The sequence below is a fragment of the Paenibacillus marchantiae genome (genome assembly GCF_028771845.1).
GTDB lineage: Bacteria > Bacillota > Bacilli > Paenibacillales > Paenibacillaceae > Paenibacillus > Paenibacillus marchantiae.
In genome coordinates, this window is sequence record NZ_CP118270.1 from 5807860 (window position 1) to 5829433 (window position 21574).

General features: G+C 46.2%; 13 protein-coding genes. All 13 read right to left on the bottom strand.

Going from position 1 to position 21574, the window contains the following annotated elements:
* Positions 1-305: 305 nt before the first annotated feature.
* Positions 306-2336 carry a methionine--tRNA ligase gene (metG, locus tag PTQ21_RS26190; RefSeq protein WP_274567681.1) on the bottom strand — a complete coding sequence of 677 codons (2031 nt, stop codon included), beginning with the start codon at positions 2334-2336 and terminating at the stop codon, positions 306-308.
* A 431-nt stretch (positions 2337-2767) separates the two neighbouring features.
* On the bottom strand, positions 2768-3019 hold the full coding sequence (yidD, locus tag PTQ21_RS26195) for a membrane protein insertion efficiency factor YidD (protein ID WP_024631022.1): 252 nt from the start codon (positions 3017-3019) through the stop codon (positions 2768-2770).
* 2 nt (positions 3020-3021) lie between these two features.
* The gene (locus PTQ21_RS26200; RefSeq protein ID WP_064636708.1) at positions 3022-3486 is read right to left on the bottom strand and encodes a Fur family transcriptional regulator; all 465 of its coding nucleotides are present in this window, start codon (positions 3484-3486) and stop codon (positions 3022-3024) included.
* Between the two features lie 373 nt (positions 3487-3859).
* A complete protein-coding gene (locus tag PTQ21_RS26205) occupies positions 3860-6115 on the bottom strand; it encodes a stalk domain-containing protein (RefSeq protein ID WP_274567685.1) in 2256 nt (751 codons plus the stop codon).
* A 277-nt stretch (positions 6116-6392) separates the two neighbouring features.
* Positions 6393-8054 carry a beta-N-acetylhexosaminidase gene (gene nagZ, locus PTQ21_RS26210; RefSeq protein WP_090951533.1) on the bottom strand — a complete coding sequence of 554 codons (1662 nt, stop codon included), beginning with the start codon at positions 8052-8054 and terminating at the stop codon, positions 6393-6395.
* 13 nt (positions 8055-8067) lie between these two features.
* The gene (locus PTQ21_RS26215; RefSeq protein ID WP_274567687.1) at positions 8068-9702 is read right to left on the bottom strand and encodes a response regulator; all 1635 of its coding nucleotides are present in this window, start codon (positions 9700-9702) and stop codon (positions 8068-8070) included.
* On the bottom strand, positions 9699-11540 hold the full coding sequence (locus tag PTQ21_RS26220; protein ID WP_274567688.1) for a cache domain-containing sensor histidine kinase: 1842 nt from the start codon (positions 11538-11540) through the stop codon (positions 9699-9701). Before PTQ21_RS26220 ends, PTQ21_RS26215 begins: the two co-directional genes overlap by 4 nt.
* A 31-nt stretch (positions 11541-11571) precedes the next feature.
* Entirely contained in the window at positions 11572-12402 is an 831-nt protein-coding gene (locus tag PTQ21_RS26225; RefSeq protein ID WP_063565672.1) for a carbohydrate ABC transporter permease, read from the bottom strand.
* Entirely contained in the window at positions 12402-13286 is an 885-nt protein-coding gene (locus PTQ21_RS26230; protein WP_063565671.1) for a carbohydrate ABC transporter permease, read from the bottom strand. Before PTQ21_RS26230 ends, PTQ21_RS26225 begins: the two co-directional genes overlap by 1 nt.
* Before the next feature lie 164 nt (positions 13287-13450).
* Positions 13451-14815 (bottom strand): extracellular solute-binding protein, encoded by a 1365-nt coding sequence (locus PTQ21_RS26235; RefSeq protein WP_063565670.1) that lies wholly within the window; start codon positions 14813-14815, stop codon positions 13451-13453.
* 215 nt (positions 14816-15030) lie between these two features.
* Complete coding sequence (gene pflA, locus PTQ21_RS26240; protein ID WP_274567690.1) at positions 15031-15783, bottom strand: pyruvate formate-lyase-activating protein; 753 nt, start codon at positions 15781-15783, stop codon at positions 15031-15033.
* Between the two features lie 83 nt (positions 15784-15866).
* Complete coding sequence (gene pflB, locus PTQ21_RS26245) at positions 15867-18125, bottom strand: formate C-acetyltransferase (RefSeq protein WP_079694129.1); 2259 nt, start codon at positions 18123-18125, stop codon at positions 15867-15869.
* A 577-nt stretch (positions 18126-18702) separates the two neighbouring features.
* Positions 18703-21315, bottom strand: a complete 2613-nt coding sequence (gene adhE, locus PTQ21_RS26250; protein ID WP_063565667.1) for a bifunctional acetaldehyde-CoA/alcohol dehydrogenase — start codon at positions 21313-21315, stop codon at positions 18703-18705.
* Positions 21316-21574 lie beyond the last annotated feature (259 nt).

Genomic DNA, 21574 nt, shown 5'->3' on the forward strand with positions numbered 1-21574 from the left:
TTCTACCTGTCGCTAGAGTCTGGTTTACCTGGTCTAGATTTCTTCCATTATAAAGTTTCACTAGTATTCACTCCGCATCTCTTAATCGTAAACATTACTGAAAGAATTATAGGTAACCTGCTCGAACTTGTCAAGCCGCTCTGTCCTATTCATTCTTTCCTTGAGCACGGAGTTCATAACAGTATATGCTTGTTTTCTTCGCATCAGATCCGATTTCATCCCAAAATAAAAAGTGACCCGATTCTCATCGAGCCACCTTCTATTACAACTATATAAATCAAATCCTTGGTTACACGGTCAAAGTCCTATTTCACTTGTGCGCCATTAGGCATATTATCCGGTACCGTTGCCAGTGTAAGCTGGTCGCCATGGGATGCTGCCAGGATCATGCCCTGGGACAGTTCACCGCGCAATTTCACAGGCTTGAGGTTCGTAACACAGATGACTTTGCGTCCAACCATATCTTCAGGTGAATAAAACTTCGCGATTCCCGATACAACCTGACGTTGCTCATAGCCCAGATCCAGCTGCAATTTCAGCAATTTATCGGCTTTCTTGACCGGTTCACAGGCAATAACTTGAGCGACACGCAATTCCACTTTGGCGAAATCATCAATACCGATCTCTTCTTTGCCTTCTGGTGCTGAGACGGGTTGAGCGGCTTCAGAAGAGCCTCCAGCATCAGCTTGAGCTGCCTCAGGCTGCGCTTCAGCTTTTTTGCCTCCAGTCATCGCTTCAGCAATATAAGCAATCTCCTGTTCAGAGTCCAGACGTGGGAAGATCGGATCACCCTTCTGCAAAGCGTTGCCAGCCGGAATAACGCCCCATTGCTTCGCTGAATCCCAAGTCGTCAGTTCACCTTCCTGAATGCCGAGTTGTTCCCAGATTTTGCGCGGAGCACGTGTTAGGAACGGTTGCAAGAGGATGGAAGCAATCCGCAAGCTTTCAATCAGATGCGACATTACCGATGCCAGTTCGTTGCGTTTCGCTTCATCACGAGCCAGAGCCCAAGGCTGAGTCTCGTCAATGTATTTGTTACTGCGGCTAACAAACTGACTGATCGCTGTCAACGCTACGGAAAATTGCAGATTTTCCATTGCCTGCTCCACTTTCTCCACAGCAGCAAGACCCGCTTCTTCAAGAGATGCATCAAATTCGGTCACACCAGAAGTAAACTCAGGGGCTTTGCCTTCGAAATATTTGTCCACCATGGCTACCGTACGGTTCAACAGGTTTCCAAGGTCATTTGCCAGGTCGGAGTTCACACGTTCTACAAAGCTTTCTGGAGTAAATGTACCATCTGAACCAAATGGAACTTCACGGAGCAGGTAATAACGCAGTGCATCCAGACCATAACGGTCAATCAAGGTTACCGGGTCAACGACATTACCCTTTGATTTGGACATTTTGCCGTCTTTCATCAACAGCCAACCGTGAGCGAATACTTTCTTCGGTAAAGGTAGGTCCAACGCCATCAGCATAATCGGCCAGTAAATCGTATGGAATCGAACAATTTCTTTCCCTACCAGATGCACGTCCGCAGGCCAGAATTTGTTGTAAAGCGATTCGTCGGATGATCCATAGCCCAGAGCTGTAATATAGTTAGACAACGCATCAATCCATACGTATACAACGTGTTTCGGATCGCCTTTAACTTTGACGCCCCATTCGAAAGTAGTCCGAGATACGGCCAAGTCTTCCAGACCTGGCTTGATGAAGTTGTTGATCATTTCATTTTTGCGGGACTCCGGCTGAATAAAACCCGGATTCTCTTCGTAATATTTCAGCAAACGATCAGCATACTTACTCATCCGGAAGAAGTAGGATTCTTCTTTTACCAGCTCCACCGGATGCCCGCTATCCGGACTTTTAGCGGAGATAATCTCGCCTTTGTCATTCTTCTCCACATCAACCAGCTGGGTTTCCGTGTAATAGGTCTCATCCGGGATACTGTACCAGCCTTCGTACTCACCCTTGTAGATATCCCCTTGTTTCAACAAACGGTCAAAGATATCCTGAACCACTGTTTTGTGGCGCTCTTCCGTCGTACGAATGAAGTCGTCATTGGAAATGTCCAGTTTGTTCCACAGATCCTTGATGCCAACAACGATGTCGTCTATAAAAGCCTGCGGTGACTGCCCTTTCTCTTGTGCCTTGCGCTCAATCTTCTGCCCATGTTCATCGGTTCCTGTCAGATAGTGAGCAGCATAACCACGCAGACGTTTGTATCGAACCATGGCATCACCCGCCACAGTCGTGTACGCGTGCCCGATATGCAGTTTGTCACTCGGATAATAAATCGGTGTTGTCAGATAAAATGTTTTTTGATCAGCCATAGATGACTTCTCCTCCTTCATATAGTCGTGCTTTTTCATTGCATTTGTCTAAAAAAGAACACAAAAAACTCCCGTCCCTGTATGGGACGAGAGTTGCTCTCACGTGTTACCACCCAAATTCCCCGTGCTTTTCACAAACCACAGGCTCTGCCGGTCCTTCGACCGCCCATTAACGCTGGATCACGCCTCAGCCTTACGACAGCCGTTCTAATCAACGTCTGCACGCTCGAAAGAGGTTCCTCCGGGACCATATTCCATCCTCCTCCCAGACCGGTTCTCAGCTCATCCGGCTCTCTGCACTGGCGGTGTGTCTGTACTTATCCCTTCACTGGAAATCATTATACCAAAAATATACTGAAATACTGCCTCCTTTGTCAAGTGGACAGCAATCTTAAATCAACTCAAACCGGCAAAAAACGACCATTAGATCGTTAATCGGATACCATGACAGACTTTTCAGCCTTCGGTGGTACCAGATCCACTCCGCCTGGATGAAACGGATGGCATTTCGCAATACGTTTTGCCGCAAGCAGCGATCCTTTGAACGCACCGTGCACCTCAATCGCCTCCATCGCGTAAGCCGAGCAAGTAGGATAGAAACGACATGTTGGCGGCTTCAATGGAGAGATATAGCTGCGATACACCCGAATGGGAGCCTGAACCAGTCTGCGAGATAACTTCATCGTCAGTGCTTCCCGTGAGTGTGCTGATGTCCGGATGACACTTTGGCTGGCATATGTTCGGCACAGTCCTTACAGTACCCGAAAACTTCAAATTTATGATCGACAACTTGGAATTGCTCAGGCGCATCTGCAAGCTGCATTGGGCAAAAAACGATTGGATATGTCTTCTGGCATTTCAAACAAATCATATGATGGTGATGGTGATCCTCGCTACAATGTGCTCTGAACTTCACCCCATCTTCAAAGATGACCTGCTCCAGCACACCCAATTCTTGCATGACACGCAAATTCCGGTACACCGTGTCAAAACTCAGTCCGCTGTAAGTCTTACCCATATATTCATAGACGTCCTTGGGTGTCAAATACCCAGGGGATTCAGCAAATAACCGGGCCAGTGTCTTCCGCTGATCCGTAATGCGGAGCCCCTGCGAGGACATGGTAGTAATAATCTGTTCTGTCGACAGCATGATCTAATGCACCTCCTGTCATTCGAGCATTCTGCATAAATCCAAAGAGCGAATTCCTTTCAGCAATACTTAGTTCGAAATGGTTTGATTCGTCTAGGTATTGTACCCGTGAGCCTGTGGAATCAAATTATGCAAATGCTGATACTTATGCTTGATTTATATACTACTAATAATGCCTTAAATGAAGTTCATAGTCAACGAACGAACCTGAGCCCGCCGCTGCTTCAGTCAAAATTAAAAAGGACCCCATGAACATGGAGTCCTTTTCTGACGGTTCAGATGTTTAATCCTTCGGGCGACTTTTGGGGTGACAGGATTTATAGCATATAAGCTTTCACTCCAAACCGTCCGTTCCTGGTGAAAGGTGAAACAATTACTTCTCTGTCGGAAGAGGTGTGAACAGCAGGTTAACCGGCAAATTACTTCCCGGTGCTGCGGAGAACAGAATCGTTACACTTTGACCATAGGAACCTGTACGATAGAGTACACTTTGTTCATTTGGTGCGCTTACGGATTTGCCGTTCGAAATCTGAACAAGTTCTCCATTAACGAGCGCTACACCCGAGTATTTACCACCACGTGGGTTGAACGAGATCAATGTGCGTGGAGCCACATTGTTCAGTGTGATTTTGTACAGCACGCCAAAGTTACCCGCGTTGGAAGCATCTGTGTACGCCATTGGATCTGTCCCGACCAAATTCGGGTCACTTGCATTATCCCCCAGCGGCAAACGAGCAGGCTTCGAACCTACTTCTTGGTCATACGTAATGATACGGGTTGCATTCGGGTATGTTCCCCGGTTATGCACACCGTCACGATCCAGAACAGGCAGTGTGGACCATACAGCCATCGGATCTTTGCTTTCTTCAATCATGATAACGTTGTAATCCAGTTCATAATCGCTGAAGACATCCGAGTACAAGGAGATGACTTGACCCTGTTTCATAGGAAGAACACTCAAATCGGTCAGAATTAGCTTGCTCTCTCCAGGCTGGATGTACACTTTCTTTTGTCCTGTACCGTTCTGTATGGACTTGAACCAGCGATCAATGGACAGTTTACCTGCCGCAGTTGCTATTGGTGATGGACCTGCAAAACCCATGTTTTGCTGTTCAATGGATGCTGTATACGCATTGTTGTTTGTCGCAACAACATACATTTTCACGCTTTTACCTGTGTTGTTTACATGGTGAATCATGAAACGTGTTTGTCCAAAGGAAGATTCCTTATAAACAATACCTTCTGTATTAACGGTTTCCGGGCTGTTACTACGAATCAGCAAACTTGGCTCGTCGTAATAAGTGAAAGGTATTTTCTCCATCGATGGTACCCCACTACCATCGAAGCTGAACTTCTCACCTACTGGTGTAAACAACTGATTAAAATCAGACATGGTGTACAGCGTTTCACCTGTGATGTTAACCGTCTTGGTATAGCTGTTACTAGCACCATGTTTGTCCGTAACGGTAATTGTTACACTCTTAGGTCCCGGAACAAAGAATGCCAGAGCATTGTTTTCCCATTCAGTTTTCACAATGGCATTTTCATCATCGGTGCTTTGATCAATATACGTGATCTTTTCACCCATTTTGTACTCTTCCTTGTCTGTCGTAAACATCGCTACAGGAGGGAGATTTAGTTTTTGTACCTGAATCTTTACAGCGTACGGGTCACTCCATTGTCCGCTCGAATCCTGGACAGCATACGTTACCGTATATGTACCTGGTTGGTCAAACGAATCCTGACGGCCAGTCCAACGCTCATCCACGATGTCCAGTCCCTTGGGAGAGCTCGATTTAGTGTTGTATGTTACCGTGTCTCCTGCAAAAATCTCTTTTTGTACCGTGAAGCTGGCTACCGGTTTGGAATTCAGGTTCAGTATAACAGTCTTGGCAGACTGATTAACTTTATAAGTAATGTTAAGTGCCTGAGTAATCGACGTCAGTGGCACCATGAACGTATTTTTTTGTTGATAGGCAGGGCCTTTCATCGTTCTCGATTCACCGTTAACGGTGTAAACGCTACTATTCGTTTTGAAGCGAAGTTCATCTTCGCCGCTAATAATAATGGTTTCTTTGGTTGTATTGTCATATTTCACTTCATAACCAACCCGATCAACCAGTGCGCGGATCGCTACATAAGATACTCCATTTTTAACAGCCATCGGCTGTCCGGCAAGATATGTTTTGCCGTCTTGCACCATTTTGTTGCTGTTCATATAAAGTGTCAGATCTCCGCCCTTACTTCCGGCTATAGATTGACCGCTTGTAGATGGTTGCTCAACTTCAACTGGAGCCGTTGGAACTGTTGTTTCCTCGCCTGCATCCTCTTCATCAGCAGGGTCTGTATTAGGGTCAACCGGAGTAACATCTGTACCTGTAGGTTCATCTGTTACCGGGTTTGTTCCTTCGACTGCATTATTATCAGACTGTTTTGAATCTGACCCGGACTTTACATCCGATTCCGCGATCGTTTGTTCTTTCTTCACAACCTCCACGGATTTAACATTGGCTGTATTTGTTGTTGTTGTATCACTTTGATCGGCTGCTAGTGCATTCGCTGGAATCGCTGCAAACGCTTGGAATACAGCTAAAGCGGTAAGTATGGATAATTTCTTCTTCAAATTCATTCTTTGTCTTTGGCTCCTTCTGCTCCCATTTTATAAATATCCCCCTCAAAAAGTCATACTATTAGACGCTTACTACCGGGAAAAGTTGCTAAAAATATTTGATAAGAATTGTAAACATTTAATAGAGCGAAAATACTATGAAAATAGTTATCTATTACACGTTCGACTTGGAGTGCAATCTGTATTAAAATCTGCCGCAAATCACAATAAAAAAATCCCTCCAAGACATGGTTGAATAAGCACCATGCCACAGAGAGATTTAGAGATTTAGAATTTGCTAACGCAAACTGACAGGCAAGCGTCCTGTTGGCTGCAATTCACCTGTTAAGACGAGAGACAAAGCACGAACCACTGCAGGAGTGTTCTCGTACGTACATATATAACTTCCCGGCGTCGGAATCTCCAATAGATCATATGGATTACGCAGAGCAACTACAATCAGGGAGTACTTTTCACTAAGTTTTTGAACCAAATGATGTTGCCCTTTCGGAAGATGGCCTGCGGAAGTGTAAGTACATACGATGATTTGATCTTCCTCCGTCACATTCTTCAGTATCTCGTCCGCTTCATCATAAGACGGCTGTGTCGTTATTTTGTGCTCCCGAACTCCGGCTCTAAGCTGCGATAACGCCACGCCAAGTGAATCTGTGTGAGACCATGGTTCATCCACTTCTGTCCGTTGCACAACTTCAGGCCAGATGACATAGACATTCTTCTCAGGGTCTAAGGGAAGCAACCCATCATTCTGAACCACAGTAATGCTATTGGAGGCAATCTCATCCAACGTGGATTCGATGGAGGCCAACGATCTTGATGATTCATCTTTCTCTTTTGTTGAGAACATGATCCCATCCTCATCAGATCCATCCGATACAGCATCATCCTTTTCCATGGAGACAAACGTATGCTCCCACTGACCACAACGCGCTGCCTTCCATGAAATAATACGTTCCAATGCCTGGTTAATGGTGGCTTCATCCACTCGTCCAGTACGAACGGCTTCCACAACAGCTTCCACAGCAGAGATTTGATCTTGCAGTGTGTGACTGACCAGAATTAGATCAGCACCTGCCTCCACAGCACGAATGGCTGCTTCGGCCACACCATATGGCTTGGATATCGCATGCATTTCCAGACAGTCTGTAATAATAATGCCGTCAAAGCCCATTTCCTCGCGTAACAGCCCCGTCAACACTTTACGGGACAATGTAGCTGGAATCGGCTCCGGTTCAATCGCCGGGAAGATGACGTGAGCAGTCATGATGGCATCCACTCCGGCCTCAATAGCGCGATGAAACGGCAGAAGTTCCACCTGATCCAGCCTGTTACGTTCATGAGGTACAGTGACCATACCGAGATGTGAATCCACCGCTGTATCTCCATGTCCGGGAAAATGTTTGGCTGTTGCAGCAACGCCTCGGGATTGATATCCTTTGATGGCTGCTGCACCGTGGGAAGCTACGCTCTCCGCATTCTCGCCATAGGAGCGCACACCGATGACCGGGTTAAGAACGTTATTATTCACATCCAATACTGGGGCGAGGTTCATATCGATACCGATGCTTTTTAACTCTTGACCTAGAATCTGTGCGCATTCAAGGGTATAGTCCGGATTACCCGTTGCTCCAAGCGCCATGTTTCCAGGTACCTGGGTCACTCCCTCTTTATCAATCCGCGCCACCATCCCGCCCTCCTGATCCACGGAGATCATCAGAGGTAAATCCCCGGCTTCAGCGGCAATTGCTTGCAAGTCGGCAGACAGTCGATTGATTTGGTCTACACTTTCAACATTCCGTCTGAAATAAATGACGCCTCCGACATGATAATCACGGATCAGTCGATTGACCTGTTCATCCGCATGCTGTCCATGGAATCCACACATAAACATCTGTCCTACCCGCTGTTCCAACGAAAGCTGATCGATCGAATTCATACGCATGCTTTCCTCCCCATTATGAACCTGCTCTTTGGTTTGACCTGAATTCTGATGGTTTCATGTGAAAATGTTTATTGAACACTTTGGAGAAATATCGCCGCTCCTTATACCCCGTTGCTTCTCCAATGGCTGTAATACTCCATTCCGTTGTACTTAATAATAAGGCTGCGCTCTCCATCCGCTTATGGGTCATATATTCAACAAAGGTTACGCCCATCTGGTTTTTGAAAAGCTGACAAAAGTAACCCGGACTGATGCCCAGCCAATCAGCTACCTCATCAATACCCAGATCACATTCCAGTCTGGCGTTCATATACTCGCACGCAGAACTGATCAGCTCAGAAACAGAAGGGCGAGGTACGCTTTTCTTATCATGACAAACATAAGCAAGTGCCTCAGCCAATTCGATTAATTCCTTGATGGAGGTTGCTGAATGCAATGCACTCCAGAAATGCATTTCGTCTTGTTCAGCCATGACATGTACTTCGCGCAATTCACGAAGCATATGTACAAGCAGAAAACGCAGGCTGTTTTCGGCTACGCCCTCCAGCGCACTCTTATGCTCGCTCATCCGATGTTTGAGCATAACGAGCAGGTCAATCAATCCCTGTTTATTTCCCTGTCTGATCCAGCGGGTAATCAAGTCCAAATCCTCTTTTGTAATCCACATCGTTGCCCTTCTGGAAGGTTCTTTGGTTGACATGATGGAATGCTCAGCAGATTCTTGTTCCAGCACATCGCTGCGCTGATTAGAGTCATTCATGATCAGCAAACGCTGACAGTGCCGGTATCGCTCAGCCATCTGATCATCCAGTTTCACAGACATAACATCCTGAATGACCCTTGTCTTCATACCTGAACCGGCCTCAAATGTCGCATCTAATTCCATCTGAACCTGTTGAGCCAATGCATCTACCCGCAGTCTCCATTCATCTGATGCCTCCACCAACATACACCATTCTCCCTTACGGGCAGAAATCAGCAGAGTTCCTTCACAGATCCGGTCTGTAATTTCCCTAAGCCTAGAACGGATCATTCCATGCCAGCTTTGGTGCCGGGTCCCAGACCATCCGATCGAATGCTTAAAATACCCCGAAACATCGATAAGTAGCAGGATATACCGTAACGAGGATGCATGTTGTTCAGGGGAAGAAGGAGGAAAAGAAAATAACGAATCTTCCTCTTTTCGCATCAGGTCAATGATATGTTTGTGCTTTACCCATACTTCCATCTCCGATTTGCGGTGACGTTCAGCCTCCACTTCCAACCGTTTCTTCTGAATCTGACTAGCAAGCTCACGCAATTTATGTTCCAGATCCAGGTAATCGATTGGCTTGCATATGTATTCATGGACATTGTAACGGATGGCCGTACGGGCATACTCGAACTGCTGATATCCTGTCAGCAAAATAATCTCACAAGTTTCACCTTGTTCCCGTAATATTCGAATCAGTTCCAGACCATCCATGGAGGGCATACGAATATCACATAACATGATGTCAGGGTGGCATTCTGCAACTTTGTCCAGTGCTTCTGACCCACTTCTAGCCGTACCCACAATTTCAATGCCCATGTCTTCCCATGGCAAAATAAAACTCAAATTCTCCAAAATCGGCAGCTCATCGTCAACCAGCAACGCGGTTAGATTCATTCATCTTCCCCCTGCTCATATTGTGGAATAATACATTGAATGATGGTGCCATGTCCCGTTGATGAACATATAAACACCCCGTATCCGGCCCCATATTGAATCCTTATCCGATCTGCAACACTTCTTAAACCCAGCCCTCGACGCTCTGCCATTGAAGACAGTGGCTTCGTTCCCTCAGCCATGATGTATTCAGGTGGGTCTTCTGCCATATATTCGAATCGGGCCAACATTTCCTGGGGAATACCGATCCCATTATCCTCAACTCGCAGCACCAGGTTATTCCGTTCCACAAATGCACTGATCCGAAGTACACCCTGATATTCAATTCCCTCGAACCCGTGCTGAATACTATTTTCCACAAGAGGTTGGAGGGTAAGTTTGAGCATAGATGAGGTGTACAGATGAGATGGAATATCGATCTCATACCGGAACAAATCACTGAACCTGTAATGCTGGATCTCAAGATAACTCTGCAAGTGCCTTAACTCCTCACTGAGCGAAATCTCCTCCTGATCCTGAATACTGATGCGCAGCATATTGCCAAGACGTGTCACCATTTCACTTACTTTACGCCCTTCTCCCCTCATGGCTAGTCCGTTAATGGATTCCAGCGTATTAAATAGAAAATGAGGTTTGATCTGGGCTTGAAGCACACGCAGTTCTGCCTTGGCCTTCTGTTCCTGCTCAGCACGCACACGTCGGAACAGACCTCCGATCCGATCCAGCAATTCATTGAACCCTTGGGCGAGTAATTGCATCTCGTCAAAGCCACTTCCTTCGACCCGGGCATTAAAATCCCCGTCATCTACACGCCTCATGAAGCGCACGAGTACCGCAATATTGCCGGTAATCCGGTTCATGAAGAACACATTGAAAACCATCGCAGCAAGCAGACACAGCAGAATGATAATAATCGACCAGCCTGCGAACACATTCGTCTCTGCCGATAATGCTTCCCATGAAGCGACACTGACCAGGCTCCAGTTATAGTTTTTCAGATGATATTGTGAAATGATGCTTTCACTGCCATCGAACACTGCTCTGGTGCTGCTAAACCCCGGTCCGTAAATTCCAGATCGCACACCCAGATTCTCCATCTTCTCTCCACTGTAACGTCCGGAAGGATCATATACGATCAGACCCTCTTCGTTGATCAGTAGGAACGAAGTTTCCTGTGCAGGATCACTTACTTGCAAATGGCGGAAGATGCGGTCCATCTCCCCTTTTTTAATCTGAACGACAAGGACCCCAATATTCTGAAAATAACTGAGTTCCTTGACTAACCGAATCTGAGTAAAGACAGGCTCTACGCCCGTCAGTTCAGGATATTCCAGAGGGGCCAGCCATTTGGGCACGCCGTTGAGTTCCTGGATTTCTTTGAATATTGGATGAACTTTAAATTGTTGAAAAGGAAGAGCTTGAAAATTTTCTTTCGTAAATATAGAAACTATCTGGTTATCCTGAGACGAACGCGAACGCAAATCATACAAGAAGGCATAACTAATGAACGGGTAGTTGTATAAAAGGGAACGGAAATTACGCTGGCTGGCATTCAGCGACAATTGATTACCGATTCCAAGATCCTGTTTGCTCGGATCTTTGGCGTTCAAAGCCATCTGGAATACCGAAGTGGCAATGCCATTGTCCGTGACATTGTTGATCTGCTGAAAAACATTCTCGATATTATAGCTAATCGCCTGGAGTGCATATTCAGACTGCTGATTGTATTTTTTCTCAATCGTATGTGATGTGACCAAGAACATGCCGATTCCAAGCGTGCACATCGGTACAATGATGAGCAACAGAAATGCCATGGCCAGCTTCATCCGCAAGTTCATTTCCCGTTCTCCCTATATAACGCATCGTTAATTAACCTTTAACACTACCTGCTGTTACGCCTTCAATGATTTTCTCCTGCAATATGGCGTAGATTACAACAACCGGTACAACACTGTATACAATGCCTGCTGACATCTGGGCATAGTTCATTTGATACTGATCACGAAACTGGACCATGCCGACAGGCAGTGTACGCAGTTTATCGGTGGATAAGAAATAGTTGGCGAGTAAAAATTCGTTCCAGTTGCCGAGGAAATTCACGATAAACACCGTAACAATGGCTGGAACTGTAAGGGGTATCACTATTCTAGCAAAGATACCCGGAGCCCTCAACCCATCCATAACCGCGGCTTCCTCAATTTCTCCAGGGAGCGACCGCATAAAAGCAGCCAAAATAATAATCGTGAACGGAATTGCATTCGCAACATAAGGAATGATCAGCGCCAAATGAGTATCCAAAATGCCGAGCTTGCGGACAAGCAAATAAATCGGCAGCATGAGCGCATTGTTTGGAATCAGCATGCCCGCCAGAATGAGACTGTACAGTAACATGCTCCATTTGCGGTGTCTCATCCGCGTTATAGCAAAAGCAAACATGGCACCAAGCACAATCGTTCCGACTGAGGACAAGACCGAAATGTACATACTGTTCCAGAAATACGTACCAATCTTGGCATTTACCCAAGCCTCTACGTAGTTATTAAACACCCAAGTGGAGGGCAGACCGAACGGATTCAGTGCAATTTCGTTGTTATCCTGCTTGAATGAAGAAAAGATTACGAATAAAAAGGGAAACAGAATCGCAAGTAGATACAACATCAACAAAACATGAGGTATACTGCCTTTTATGTTCTTTACCATCAATATTCCACCCTTTCGTTGCGTCTCGCCACCAGCAACTGATATACCGCGGTGAGCACAAGCGTCAGAGCAAAGATCAGAACCGCAATCGTATTGCCATAACCGTATTTAAAATTGGTAATCGCGTATTTGATCATATACGTGGCAAGCACTTCGGTAGAGCCTGCAGGTCCACCTTTGGTCATAACCAGAACAATGTCAGCTGCTTTCATCGCCCCGGCAATGGATAACATGATGACGACGGAAATGATAGGTCTGATAAGTGGCAATGTAATTTTGAATGCTCTTTGTACGGCTGTTGCTCCATCGATGGCTGCCGCTTCATCCAGATCCTTGGGAATAGCCAGAATGGCCGCCAAAACCATGACAATATAGAATCCCGTCCACTGCCAAGCATTGGTTACGAGAATGGATATCATTGCGAACCGATTATCGGATAGCCAATAGACCGGCGAAATACCTACGGTTTCAAGTAACTGATTCAACAGGCCGATGTTAGGCTCATAGATGAATCCCCACAGAATACCGATGACTGCCGTTGACATAATGGACGGCAAAAAGACGGCTGTTTTGTACAATCCCTTCAATTTCTTTACATTCGCAATGAGCAGGGAAAACAGAACAATGAGAGGCACCTGGATCAAAACAGAAAATGCGATAAAGAAACCGTTATTGCGAGTTGAAATCCAAAAACGTTCATCTGTCAATGCTTTTGCATAGTTGGACAGTCCCACAAAACGCGGCTCTGCGGATACACCGTTCCAACTGGTCAGACTGTAATAGAGTGAACTGCCGATAGGATACAGGAAAAACATGATAAACAAGATCAGTGCCGGCAACACAAACAACGTATAGATCAGCGGGCTGCGGAGTGAAGTATTCATGATCTACCTCCTTCAGTGACTTCAACTTCTTATGCTCATATATAGAGCAGATTCCTCAGCAGTGTAATTCTTTAGATAGGACCAAGGGTTTTACCCCGGCAGTGTTCCAACCGGGGTAAACCAGCATGGTGTTAGCAGGTACGTTTCTTTGCTTGATAGATCGCTTATTCTACTGAAGCATTAGCCTCTTCCTGAACCTTTTGCAATTCTTCGGCCATTTTCTCTGGCGTAGTCTGTCCACCAACCAGCTTCTGAATTTGCAGGTTGCCGATCTCTGTCGTAACATCAGCTTGAACGAGTGCATCAAACGCCGGGAAAGAAGTCTGCGATGCATTCAGAACAGCTACGATTTCTTTCATTAAATCGTCGGTGATGCTGTCAGTCAGCACTTTTTCATCCAGTTTCATCGCTGGTAACACACCGTCTTCTACGAGCCCACGTACTTGCATATCTTCGTTGTAGAAGTTTTTGATAAAGGCTTTAACAGCCGCCAACTTCTGCGGGTCATCCGCAGCCGCTGCAGAGAAACCGTATCCATTATTGACATCACGCATCAGGGCTGTCTGATCTCCTACACCGTTCTCTACCGGAGGCATATTGAAGAAACCAACTTTGCCAATGAGCGACTCCCCGCTCTGTCCTTCCTTGAATACAGACGATTTCCACGTTCCGTCATACATCAGAATCGCTTCACCGCTCGTAAATTGAGTTGTATATTCAGCATATTCATAACCAAGCTCGCCTTTTTTGAAGTAACCTTTATCCACCCATTCCTTATGCTTCGCGAATCCTGCGACAACGCCTGGATCAGTCCACTTGGCTTCGCCTGTAGCAAACTTCGCCGTAATATCAGGTCCAGCGTAACGGGACCACAGATGGTTCGTTAACATGAGTGGAACCCAGCCTGCTTTGGAAGCAGAAGCAAGTGGCACCTTGCCATCAGCCTTGATCTCAGCGAGCATATTATCCAGCTCAGCCATTGTTGAAGGCGCTTTCCAACCTTTTTGCGTAAAATACTCTTTATTGTAGAAGAATCCTTCACCCGATCCCCCAATAGGCAGTCCATACACTTTGCCTTCATAGGTGAATGGTTCAAGCGATGAAAATTGGTCCTGAATGCCCAGCTCTTGCAAGATCGGCGTGAGATCCAACAACATGCCTTCTTTAGCATATACTTTGGAGTCTGGACTACCGAACAATTCGAAGATATCCGGCGGATTGCCTGCTGCCATCTCACCACGAAGTTTCTCCTTACGGTTTACATCGGATTCAACTCCGTCCAGTGTAAAGGTCAGGTTGGGTACTTCGCTCTCCACTTTGGCCACAACGTCCTGCAGAATGGCCAGCCTTTTTTGTTTGTCGGCACCCACCTGAGTGTGACGGAGAAGCATCTCAACTGGTTCCTTGCTTGGCTCCGCAGGTGTATTGCCTGCTCCCTGTTGTGGTTCGTTAGTTGAGCTCGAACAACCTGCCAATGTCCATGATGTGATAAGCAATAATGAAAGCAGTAATGTCATTCCTTTTTTCATTCGTATGACCCCCCTCAAGATATTGAGCATTTGGCTTTACACTCTGATTATAAAAAGTTGTAGCTTACATCGTAAGGATGACAATTCATCAATGGAGGGATAAAATCCTTCACTGGACAAATAATCTTGCATTTACAATTGATAACAGCAAAAAAACAGCCCCTGCGAAACATGTTCGCAAAGACTGCTTGGTTGGAAGATCTGTATATAAATGTTTACTTATTGGAGCAAGTCATGCCCGCTGTTTCCGTACGACCTTGTTCAATCAAACGATACGCATGCTCTACTTCCTCATCACTTGGAGAAGGAACTCCATCGAGCGGATAGGCTTTCCCCAGCGCCTGCCATTTGTAAATACCCATCTGATGATAAGGCAGAATTTCGAACTTCTCGACTCCATTTAGCGTTCCAATAAACCGCCCCAGATTGAGCAAGTCTTCTTCCTCATTGTGAATCCCTGGCACATACACGTGGCGAATCCACATTTTTCGTCCATTGTCCGATAACCATTGTGCGGTGCGCAATGTTCTCTCGTTGGATTTGCCTGTCAGCTTGATATGTTTCTCATCATTGATGTGCTTCAGATCCAACAGAACCAGGTCCGTGTTATCTAACAAATCATGAATTCGATCCGGTTCATTGAAACCGTTGCTGTCCAGCGTAGTATGCAATCCCCAGCGGCGTTTTGCTTCTTTGAAAACTTCGGCTACAAAATGAGCCTGTAATGTTGGCTCTCCGCCGGATACCGTAAGCCCTCCGCCGGAACTGCGATAGTAGGACAGGTATGGCTCGATTTCAGCCAATACCTCCTCCACGCTCATTTCCCTGCCACCATCCAGTGCCCATGTATCCGGATTGTGACAATACTGGCATTTGAGCAGACATCCCTGCATAAAAAGCACGAAGCGGATGCCTGGGCCGTCAACCGTCCCGAAAGTTTCGAGTGAATGAATATGTCCATTAACCATGCTGCCTCTTCCTTTCTTTATCGCATCCGCTGTGCGTTTAATATAGAGGTTCTACTCCTTTGAACCGTTGAGTTAAGCCCAAGTTACATCGAACCGTGGAAGGTCCGGTTAATGACATCAAGTTGTTGCTCACGTGTCAGTTTGATGAAGTTAACCGCGTAACCGGATACCCGTACTGTCAGCTGCGGATAGTTTTCCGGGTGATCCATCGCGTCAATCAACTGCTGGCGATCAAATACGTTCACGTTCAGATGGTGTGCCCCTTGACCAAAATAACCGTCCATCATGGCAACCAGATTGGATTTACGTGTGTCTGACTCTTTTCCGAGTGCTTTAGGCACGATGGAGAATGTGTTAGAGATCCCGTCAAGGCTGTGTTCGTACGGCAATTTGGCTACTGAGCCAAGGGATGCCAGTGCACCTTTTTTGTCCCGACCATGCATTGGGTTCGCCCCTGGAGCAAACGGTTCGCCTGCTTTACGGCCATCCGGTGTTGTACCTGTTTTCTTGCCGTACACTACGTTCGATGTGATCGTCAGTACAGACTGTGTTGGGATCGCATTACGATACGCTTTGTGTTTGCGAATCATGCCCATGAAGCTTTCCACCAGTTCAACTGCGATGCTATCCACACTGTCTTCATTGTTACCGTAACAAGGGAAGTCGCCTTCAATTTCAAAATCAATTGCGATGCCTTGTTCGTTGCGGATCGGTTTGACTTTCGCATACTTGATGGCACTCAGAGAGTCTGCTGCAACCGAGAGGCCAGCAATACCACAAGCCATCGTACGTACGATGTCGCGGTCATGCAGGGCCATTTCAATACGCTCATAGCTGTATTTGTCATGCATGTAGTGAATGACGTTGAGTGAGTTCATATACAGTTTGGCAAGCCATTCCATCATCGGTTTGAAACGTTTCATAACTTCATTGTACTCCAGCACTTCGCTTGTGATCGCCGGATATTCAGGTCCAACTTGTGCTCCCGATTTCTCATCACGACCGCCGTTGATTGCATACAGCAATGCTTTTGCCAGGTTGGCACGAGCGCCGAAGAACTGCATTTGTTTCCCGATCTTCATCGCAGATACACAGCAAGCAATACCATAATCGTCTCCATAGATCGGACGCATCAGATCATCATTTTCATACTGGATGGAGCTCGTTTCGATGGATACTTTCGTACAGTATTGTTTGAACGCTTCCGGAAGCTTGGTGGACCAAAGTACAGTAAGATTCGGCTCAGGTGCAGGACCAAGGTTGTTCAAAGTGTGCAGGAAACGGAAGCTGCTTTTCGTAACACGGGTTTCTCCATTTACGGACATGCCACCGATGGATTCAGTTACCCATGTTGGGTCTCCACTGAACAATTCATTATAATCCGGCGTACGCAGGAATTTGACGATCCGCAGTTTCATAACAAAATGGTCAACCAGTTCTTGAGCCTGTTCTTCAGTTAGCAAGCCTTCTTGCAAGTCACGTTCAATGTAAATATCAAGGAACGAAGAAACACGTCCGAGCGACATCGCCGCACCATTTTGCTCTTTAATCGCAGCCAGGTAACCGAAGTAGAGCCATTGGAACGCTTCTTTTGCGGTTGTGGCTGGCAAAGAAATATCGAAACCATGCATTTCACCCAGTTGTTTCAACTCTTGCAATGCACGAATCTGTTCGGACAGTTCTTCGCGGAGGCGAATGACATCTTCATCAATCACATCGACTTCAAGTGCATTCAGCTCACCTTTTTTATTTCGAATCAGGAAGTCCACGCCGTACAGAGCTACCCGGCGATAGTCACCGATGATCCGGCCACGGCCGTAAGCATCAGGCAGACCGGTAATAATCCCTGCTTTACGTGCTGCACGCATTTCAGATGTATAAGCATCAAATACGCCCTGGTTATGTGTTTTACGGATGTTCGTAAATATATCTATGACGCCTTGAGGCATTTCAAAACCATAAGCTTCACAAGCATCAATCATCATGCGAATTCCACCGAATGGCTGAATGGAACGTTTGAATGGAGCATCCGTTTGAACACCAACAATCTGTTCTTTGGATTTATCCAGATAACCTGGTTGGTGAGAAACAATCGTTGCTGGCGTGTTTACGTCAACATCAAGTACCCCGCCGTTATCGCGCTCTTTTTTGGTAAGATCAGATACGATATCCCATAACTCTTTCGTATTCTGAGTTGCGCCTGCAAGGAATGCTTCGTCGCCATAGTAAGGTGATAAGTTGCGTGCCAGAAAATCATTCACATCTACGGATTTCGTCCATGTTCCTTTGGTAAAGTTTCTCCAGCCTGTTTGTTGTTTGACATCTTTTTCGATCACCGACATAGTAATCCCTCCACAAATTTGGATTTCCGGACACATGACAGGATGCTTCACTCGTCTCATCTGTGCCCAGAGCCGCGATTAATGTGATAAATTTCACATGTGAGCCGGAACATGTTTTCTCTACTTGGGAACCGGAACCGCGGATGAATGTTTTTCTTACATTTTCAGTATACGTCTTTGTTCTTTCACCATCTGTGATTTTTATCACAAAGTTTGTGACCATCCTCACTTCACCTGTGCTGTGTCATGGTGAACCCTGCAAATTCATACTTAGCCACTGCGCGGGCAGAACAACTTCCGATCGCTGTTACCCCCGGATTTTTTCGATTATATTTTTCAAAGGGTAAAATACGGGGATAAAGGCGAGCGCTTCGCTTCTTCAGTTTTTTCTGCCCTCTCCGTTATGGTATGAATACCTGGTTCAAAAAGTAACATCACGGATTCCGTGTAACCTCTTTTAAAAAAGACAACTGCAAAGATTACGTTTTACCTTTTTTTACTGGAAAGACGGCAATCGGGGCTCCCCTTTCGGGGAACCCTGACTATCTGCCTTAATCCTGCTGTTGTGCTTTAGTTGTTATTCAAACTTGCCGTAGAATGCGTTGCGATATACATCAGCCAGTTCAGTCACTAGCGGCAGTTTTGGATTGGCTGTTGTACATTGGTCCTCGAATGCGCGGTCTGCTAAATAATCGACATGTGCCTCAAAGTCTTTGGCGTCAAATCCGATTTCCTGGAACGACTCTTCAATACCCAATGTTTTGTTCAGTTTGCGAATTGCATTGATGAGGCTGGTAACCCCTTCTTCTGTTGTACGCGCAGGCAATCCCAGAATGCGGGCAATTTCGGCATAACGCTCATCAGCAACAAAGTGCGAATATTTCGGGAACGATGCAAACTTCGTCGGTTTTTTCGCATTGTAGCGAATGACGTGCGGCATCAGGATCGCATTGGTACGTCCATGTGCGGTGTGGTACTGACCGCCCCATTTGTGTGCCAAGCTGTGGTTAATGCCCAGGAACGCGTTGGCAAAAGCCATACCGGCAATCGTCGAAGCGTTATGCATTTTCTCACGAGCCAATTTGTCACCTTGCAGCGCAGATTGCTCGAGGTATTGGAATACCAGTTGAATCGCTTTGATCGCGAGTCCATCCGTGTAATCATTCGCCATGACGGATACATATGCTTCAATGGCGTGAGTCAATACGTCCATACCTGTATCCGCAACAGCGGTTTTAGGCAGAGAGTATACGAATTCCGGGTCTACAATGGCTACGTCTGGTGTTAACTCGTAGTCTGCCAGCGGATATTTCGTATTGCCTTGATTTTTATCTGTAATAACTGCGAACGATGTTACTTCCGAACCTGTGCCCGAAGTTGTCGGGATCGCTACGAATTTCGCTTTCACGCCAAGACGTGGATATTTGTAGATCCGTTTGCGGATATCCATGAATTTTTGCTTCAAATCGTTGAAATCCGTGTCAGGATATTCATAGAACAGCCACATCGCTTTGGCAGCATCCATCGGTGATCCCCCGCCGAGTGCGATAATGCAGTCTGGCTGGAAGCGGCGCATCATTTCCGTACCGCGGTCTACCGTTGTTGTGGATGGATCGGGTTCAACATCAGAGAACACTTCAATAGCTACCGGCATTTGACGTTGACGCAGATAGTGCTCTACTTTTTCCACATAACCAAGTTTGACCATCATGGCATCCGTAATAATGGCTACGCGTGTGATGTCAGGCATTTTGGCAAGATACTGTGTTGCACCTTTTTCGAAGTAAACTTTGTTCGGCACTTTGAACCACTGCATATTCACGGTACGGCGAGCCACCCTTTTCACGTTGATTAAGTTTACAGCGGTTACGTTGGAAGAAGTCGAGTTACGTCCATACGATCCGCAGCCCAATGTCAGTGACGGCATGTTGGTGTTATAGATGTCACCGATGGCGCCGTGTGTGGATGGCGAATTCACGATAATCCGTCCGGTTTGCAGGCGATCTGCGAATTTGCTAATGACTTCTTCGTTCGTCGAATGAATAACAGAGGAGTGACCCATGCCGCCAAAAGCAACCACTTCTGCTGCGCGCTCAATCCCTTCAGCTGCCGTTTTCACTTTGTAACAAGCCAGTACCGGGCTTAGTTTTTCAGCCGACAACGGGAATTTTGTACCTACCCCTTCAATCTCGGCTACGAGAATTTTGGTGTTAGCAGGGACCTCGATACCGCACATTTGCGCAATGCTGACTGCAGATTGACCAACAATCGCCGGGTTCACCGCACATTTCTCAGCATTAATCGCACCTGCGGTCAGTTTCGCTGCCTCATCCTTGTTGACGAAGTAACAGCCGTTCGCGATCATTTTCTTTTTCACCTGATCGAAGATCGGTTCTTCGATGATGACTGCTTGCTCGGAAGCACAAATCATGCCGTTATCGAACGATTTGGACAAAATCAGATCCGTTACTGCTTGATTGATATCTGCGCTTTTCTCAATAAAGCAAGGTACGTTCCCTGGCCCTACGCCCAGTGCTGGTTTACCACAGCTGTATGCAGCCCGTACCATACCTGATCCGCCTGTTGCCAGAATGAGCGCCACATCGTTATGATTCATCAGTGCGTTTGTGCGATCCATGGAAGGATCATCAATCCACTGGATACAATCCGCTGGAGCACCATGCTTCACTGCAGCATCAAGCAGGATTTTGGCGGCTTCCCGGCTACAGTTCTGTGCAGATGGGTGGAAACCGAAGATGATTGGGTTACGCGTTTTGATGGAAATCAGTGCTTTGAACATCGTGGTGGATGTCGGATTCGTTACCGGGGTAATTCCCATGATGATGCCGACAGGCTCCGCAATTTTCTGGAAGCTTTCGTACTCGTTATCTTCGATAACCCCTACTGTTTTGTCATATTTTATGCTATGATACACATATTCTGTTGCAAATATATTTTTGGTGATTTTATCCTCATACACACCCCGACCTGTTTCTTCCACGGCCATTTTGGCGAGCATCATATGTTTGTCCAGACCTGCCAGCGCCATCGCTTGCACGATGCGGTCAATCTGTTTCTGATCCATGGACATGAATGCTGCATGTGCTTTATTCGCTTTGTCAATTAACGTTTGAATATACTGACCTGCTGTCGGTTCTTTTACTGGGGCGACTTCGTTCTTTACAGCCATCTCCCTCATCCTCCTAAAGGTTCGTATTGGTTTGTCTCTCTTCTTTACATTCACATCGTACCATGGGGAAAGAGTTAATTATGTGATTTTTTTCACAAAGTATAACAAATTTAATTTAAGTTTTTTAGTGTCTCTCACTTAGCCATTTACACTTCCTATTTAAACTATAGGGCTGTCAGATTCATCCTCTCCTTTCGAAAGTGAATTTAATCACAATGTTTGAAATATCGCCATTTTTGCCCCCTTTCCACGCCCCTCA